Origin of the sequence: Methylobacterium sp. J-092 (genome assembly GCF_022829325.1) — a bacterium.
GTDB lineage: Bacteria > Pseudomonadota > Alphaproteobacteria > Rhizobiales > Beijerinckiaceae > Methylobacterium.
Genome location: NZ_JAKSXU010000004.1, coordinates 1 through 3,930, shown reverse-complemented (window position 1 = coordinate 3,930; position 3,930 = coordinate 1). Strand labels below are relative to the sequence as shown.

Below are 3,930 nucleotides of genomic sequence, written 5' to 3'. Positions count from 1 at the left end.
ATTGCGTGCCCTCCAGCATTTGGCGCCCGCGCCAGCCGATCGGGGGAAAATTCCGCCGGCGCGGGCGTTGCCGAAGTTGCCGACCGGCAGCGACGACGACAGAACGTCGCATAGGCCAACGCCTCTCATATTATCAAAAGAATGAATTAGACGTAGTAAATTTAATAACAAATTTGAGTTTCTGGGGTATTCGACAATAATTCGATCAAATTTGAGGGCGCACGTTTCGGGTATCTGTCTCGTAGGAGCGTCGTAGCGGCTTTGCTCAGGTCGTTTCGATCGCTCACGGGTTATGACCTGAGATTACCCGCTGTGCGTCTCCTCCCGAACCAACTTTGCCCCGCCGCCAGTCTGGTGCGCGGGGCGCTTTGGTACTGAGATCGAGGCTGCGCGGCGGGTTAGGCGCAGGGGTCGATGATTTCTGGCATCTGCCCGACTCCCGTCATGGCGGATAGCCCCCAAACAGATCCCCCAGCGCCTTGCGGCGGAACAGCGTTCGCCATCGCCGCCGCTGATGCTCGGGCCGATCGTGGTTCACGTGGCACCGCTGGCAAAAGGCGGCGAGGTTCGCATTCGCGTTGTTGGCCGTATCGTGGTCCATATGGGCCGTCGCAAGCACCACCCGTGTCGTTCGCAGCCTTCCAGTCAGGTCGTCCAAGGTAGGCAGCTCGGCGAGGCTCTTGCCCCTTCCATCTCGCCAGGCGCTGATCTCGGCGTCCCACCAGCGCCCGTCGCCAAGATGGTAGACCATGCGCCCGTGCGGCCGTCCGCAGGCCTCGCAGGCACTTCCGGCGCGCCGGAACCAGACCATGGCCGACAGCTCACGCCAGTCGATCGGGTAGAAGTAGCGGTGCTCGGGCCGGATCGGCATCTTGCGATCCTCGGAGTGGGGCAGGTAGCCCTTTGAGCATAGCGGCAAACCATCTCTCGTGCCATGTCGGGCACGCAACAGACGAGCTTGAGCGGTTCGCTCAGCTCGCGGTGTCGCGACCTAGACCTGAAGGTCATCCTTCGGCAACCTTGATGCTGCATTGTGGTCCGCGCCGCATTAGTAGCCAGCAGATCCCCCCGATCCGCTATGGCGGTCCTGCTTGCCCCCCCGAGCAGGGCCGCTTCCTGCCTTTCGGCCGGTACGCCCCTCATGCTCTTACGAGCCGACCTCGGGCTGATGTCGTGCGCACACGGGCTGACAGGGCAAGGCGCGATCCGATCCAGTCAGCGGCTGACGAAAATAATTTTCGACCGCTGACTGCTTAGGCCATTTCGACTTTCATGCCGCGGCCGGATCGTAGGGGCTCCAACCACCGGAGCCACGCTGATGCCGCTCGCGACCACCACCGACACCACCGCCATCACGCCCGTCCCGCTCTCGAAGTACGAGATCCAGCGCAACGAGCGTCATGCTGCCTCGCATGCAGCCTCCAACGCCAAGCGCCAGGGCAGGAATGCCCCGCGCCGGGACGACATCGCTCGTATCGGGCTGTTCCTGCTGCTGATGCAGTACCGGAAATCGAAAGACGAAGCGCTGCAGGCCTACCTTCGGAAGACCGTGGTGGATCTCCTCAGCGACGCAGGCTTTGACGAAGCGCAGGCAGGTGTGACGTTCAACAAAATGGTCCCGAGTGTCGGCGACGACCTCGACAGGTACCTTATGCTGCGTCGGATCGAGCCGGCTATTCGCAATGTCTGGCGCAACTTGAACGCGTTGCCGGTTCTCCCGGACTGGTCAGCTGCTGATACGGAGTAACGCAGGGAGTAGGCGGGTTAAGGGTCAGCCGCTGATTGGGAAGGGCGTTATCATCCTGGGCCAATCAGGGCGGGTAGGCATAGCCTGAATCAGGCAGGGGGCCGGACAACTTGTGAGATTGGGAGAGGGCGTCCCCCCCTCCCGCATGGCGTTCTCTAGGCCTACTCCGCGGTACCCCACTCGTCCTTGGCTTCGGCAGCGGTCCTGTTCAACCGCACCTCACCGTTCTCGACGGCGTCGATCGAGTCGACGTGGATGAAGTGATGCACGCCTTCCGCATCCGGGTCGGTTCGGGTCAGTTTGATGCGCTGCCCATCGAGATGATCGACCGTGCCAACGTGACCGCCGTCGGAGCCGGAGACCGGCATGTGTTCCTGGATCATCGTGGTGTCGATCATGACTGCGTTCCTCAAAGCAACCGCGATTGGTCGTCAACTCGCCGGCCAACGCACCTCCCCGTGATGAGGTCCCCACGATATTTTTCGGTCTGTGGAGGAACCGGGTAGCTCGGGAGAAGCCTACCTCGGCGTGAGGTTCTGCCGCGCCAACCAATCCGACAGCTGGGCGTTGCCCGCGGCGAACGTCAAGTAGCTGGCATGGCCGACAAGGCAGACGTGACAACCTACGTTTTAAAGCAGGCGCTTGCTGCCAAGGTGAGTGACCACGTGGAAATCGCGGTTGAGGCGGAGGACGGGACGAAGTTCAAGATCCGCTCTACGTCCGAGCAGCTCGACGCGCTCGTGGGCGACCTCGATGGCATCCTCGACGCCGACGACGCAGGAGCCGAAGCGGCCGAGTAGCACCGTAGAGAAAGCCCGCTTCTGCTTCCGCAGGAGCGGGCAACAGCATCGCACATGAGCTAGTGGGTAGGTCGCGCCCACTTGCCTTGTCGGCCATCGGAACGCCGAGTTTCCTGCGAAACGGTTCAGTAGCGAGATCGCCACATGCCGATCATGGTGTAGCGGTAGACATCTCTGCTTCTGCGATGAACCGGAGCATGTGCATGGTACTCGCCGACCTCGACAAGCGTGCTGAGCTGACTGTCTGGCCGTCCAGCGGGCCGGCTCATACTGCACGCGGGCAGGCGTTCTCCACACTGCGCGAAGCCCTTGTGGCTGCGGCCGAAAGCATCCAGGCTGACGACGCACAGCCCTGGATCATCACTGAGGACGGCGACATCCTCTCGCCGCGCTGGATCAGGGCAAACGCCGATCCGCACCGGCTTCAATAGGAAGGTGAAGGACAGGCCATAAGCCGGCGCCTGCGGTTCCTGTTCCCCGCTGCATCCGACCTTCACGCGATCACCCGGCCCGAGGCTTCACGGGTACGGCGCAGGGAACTGGCCCGCACCGACCTGTCGTCGCGTGCTCTCTGTGCCGGGCTATCTGACGACGTTCGCGACCACCGCCGGCGCACATGCGTCGAGAGACCTGCCGTGTAGCAGCTGTTCAACCGCTGTGCAGCGGTTGGCAGAAGAGTTGAGCGGGGCGATACCCACCGCGGAGGGGTGACGGGCATTTTACCTCTCTTACAGTGTGGCAGGTGTATCGTTCGACCCGAACCCTGGAGTTCCTGGATCGCGATCGCCTGCCTGTGGTCTCGCCGGGCAGATACTAACTCGGCACGCTGGTCCAAATGCAGCTTTCCCCCCGGTTCCCGATCGACCCAGCGGACCAAACTGAGACTGCCGCTACGACGCAGGCCATCATCCTCAATCAGCTCGCCGAGGGCGTGATCGTTACCGATGCGGTGGGCAGGATCACGATGGTGAACGGGGCTGCCGCTGCCATCCACGGTGTCGCTCGCCTCGATGTCGAGCCGGATGCCTACAGCGACACCTATCGCCTCTTCACCGAGGATGGGCGACCGTATCCACCGCTTGATTTGCCGCTGGCGCGCGCGGTGCGCGGGGAGACGGTTCGGGAGGCGCGATGGCGGATCGTCCGACCAGATGGTGTCGAAGTGCTGGCCATCGGCAACGCTCAACCGCTTCGTGGGGTGGATGGCCAGCAGATCGGGGCGGTACTGACGCTTCGGGACGATGATCGGCCCCCACGAGGTGGTCCAAGGGTAGAGTTAGTGCACGGTGGGCCGCTCCGCCACGGGTAGCTTGGCCGGCGGAGCTGGTCTGGCAAGCGCAGCCGGCCAAGCGGAGAAGGCTGGCATGAACACCTCCGGGGCCG

General features: G+C 63.0%; 6 protein-coding genes. 4 read left to right on the top strand and 2 right to left on the bottom strand.

What is annotated here, in order from left to right; translation table 11 throughout:
* Positions 1-442: 442 nt before the first annotated feature.
* A complete protein-coding gene (locus MKK60_RS00055) occupies positions 443-871 on the bottom strand; it encodes a hypothetical protein (RefSeq protein WP_243983396.1) in 429 nt (142 codons plus the stop codon).
* Positions 872-1,318: 447 nt separating this feature from the next.
* On the opposite strand from MKK60_RS00055, the gene MKK60_RS00050 reads away from it, so the two are divergent.
* Positions 1,319-1,747, top strand: a complete 429-nt coding sequence (locus MKK60_RS00050) for a hypothetical protein (RefSeq protein ID WP_243983395.1) — start codon at positions 1,319-1,321, stop codon at positions 1,745-1,747.
* 161 nt (positions 1,748-1,908) lie between these two features.
* Here the strand turns inward: MKK60_RS00050 and MKK60_RS00045 are convergent, their stop codons facing one another.
* A complete protein-coding gene (locus MKK60_RS00045; RefSeq protein ID WP_243983394.1) occupies positions 1,909-2,145 on the bottom strand; it encodes a DUF2171 domain-containing protein in 237 nt (78 codons plus the stop codon).
* A 198-nt stretch (positions 2,146-2,343) separates the two neighbouring features.
* Here MKK60_RS00045 and MKK60_RS00040 point away from each other — a divergent pair, with 198 nt between their 5' ends.
* From MKK60_RS00040 to MKK60_RS00030, 3 genes are all read left to right on the top strand, one after another.
* Positions 2,344-2,547: a hypothetical protein gene (locus MKK60_RS00040; protein ID WP_243983393.1), complete on the top strand. Its 204-nt coding sequence runs from the start codon at positions 2,344-2,346 to the stop codon at positions 2,545-2,547.
* Between the two features lie 203 nt (positions 2,548-2,750).
* The gene (locus MKK60_RS00035; protein ID WP_243983392.1) at positions 2,751-2,978 is read left to right on the top strand and encodes a hypothetical protein; all 228 of its coding nucleotides are present in this window, start codon (positions 2,751-2,753) and stop codon (positions 2,976-2,978) included.
* A gap of 404 nt (positions 2,979-3,382) precedes the next feature.
* On the top strand, positions 3,383-3,856 hold the full coding sequence (locus MKK60_RS00030; RefSeq protein ID WP_243983391.1) for a PAS domain S-box protein: 474 nt from the start codon (positions 3,383-3,385) through the stop codon (positions 3,854-3,856).
* Positions 3,857-3,930 lie beyond the last annotated feature (74 nt).